This is a genomic window from Streptomyces albicerus (assembly GCF_008905045.1).
Classification (GTDB): Bacteria; Actinomycetota; Actinomycetes; order Streptomycetales; family Streptomycetaceae; genus Streptomyces; species Streptomyces albicerus.
The window spans coordinates 1-1,401 of sequence record NZ_VWMY01000196.1; the positions used below are offsets into that span (position 1 = coordinate 1).

General features: G+C 65.7%; 2 protein-coding genes. Both read right to left on the reverse strand.

All coding sequences use genetic code 11. The features are described from left to right. Nucleotides 1-135: 135 nt before the first annotated feature. Nucleotides 136-858, reverse strand: a complete 723-nt coding sequence (locus GAS53_RS54860; protein ID WP_151485301.1) for a thioesterase II family protein — start codon at nucleotides 856-858, stop codon at nucleotides 136-138. Between the two features lie 46 nt (nucleotides 859-904). After that, nucleotides 905-1,401, reverse strand: a 497-nt coding sequence (locus GAS53_RS54865; RefSeq protein WP_263974273.1) for a thioesterase domain-containing protein, incomplete at its 5' end; no start/stop codon positions are given.

Below are 1,401 nucleotides of genomic sequence, written 5' to 3' on the forward strand. Positions count from 1 at the left end.
TTCGTGTCCCGTCGACGGGACACGAATGCCCGGCCCACACGGATGCGCTGATACATGCGAGTGGCCCCGGCCGAGCCGGCCAGGGCCACGAGTCTCCCCGAGGGCCTGCCCCGCAGGTGACTGCCCACCACCCCGCTAGCGACCGCGGGCGGATTCCGCCTCGATCACATCGAGGACCTGCCGGGCGCGATCGACCAGATACATGTGATCGCCCGGGAATTCCACATAGCTGAATTCACTCGACGTGGTCGCGTCCCGCCACTGCTGCGCCTCCTCCGCGGTGACCAGGCCGTCGGAGTCACCTCGCAGCGAGCAGATCGGCACCGACACCGGCTCGTCGGTGCTCGGGACGTAGTTCTCGTGCATCTCGCAGTCGGCCTGGAGCACAGGGAGGATCAGTTCACGCATCTCGGGATGGTCCAGAGCCTCGTGCCTGAACCCCGCGAACTCCTCGACCCGGGCGAGGAACTCCTCGTCCGGGAGCCCCGTCGCCCGCCTCTCGCGCTGTGTCCACGGCCCCGGCGATCCACTGACGATCAACCGCTCGACGTGTACACCGCGTGTACTCAGCAGGTGCACCAGCTCGTACGCGAGCACCGCGCCCAGGCTGTGCCCGAACAACACGGTCCGCGCCCCCGCGCCGAGTTCCGCGACAATGTCGTCGACCGAGTTCTTGGCCGCTTCGACGACATTCCGGTACGGCGTCTCCAGGAGCCGCTTCTCCCTGCCTGGCAGCGCGACCGAAAGCACATTCCACCGGTCACCGGCCAGCTCCCGCCACGGATGGAAGAACGAAGGACCCGCTCCCGCGAACGGCACGCACAGCAGCGCGGCCTGGCCTCGGTATTCCGTGGACATGCCAGGTTCCGTCACCCCGACCAACCCCAATCAGAAATAGATGTCGTCACTGTGCCAGTGTGCGGTTGAGGACCTCGAAAATTTCGGCCACGGGCGCAGGCATGTGCATTTCGTTGTGCGTGGAGTGCACGTCGTACACCTCGAGGGAACCGAGGACGTAAGGGCGCCACAGGTGCGCGAACGATTCGCGCTGATGCGTCGCATGGAAGTACAGAACATCGCCGCGGTAGACCGGCGACTCGAAATCGATCATGAGGGTCGTATTGTTGGTCATTACTTTCGCCATGGCGTCCAAGAATTGCCCCTGGTTGCCGGTACCTATGTACCGGCCGAAGAATTCCTCGATATCCGCCCGGTAGTCCGGCAGCGTCTTGCCGGCTATCTCCGTGGAGCCATGCCCACCCGGCCGGGAGTCCAGGATGGCCACCAGGGCGATCTCGTGCCCACGCCGGTCCAGCGCCTCCGCGACGGCCTGCACGACCGTGCCGCCGTAGGACCAGCCGATCAGGTGGAAGGGCCCCTCCGGCTGGATCTTCAGCATCT

Bases quoted from the DNA above. Each gene is read 5' to 3' on its own strand.
- GAS53_RS54860 (WP_151485301.1), bottom strand. From the start codon at position 858: ATGTCCACGGAATACCGAGGCCAGGCCGCGCTGCTGTGCGTGCCGTTC.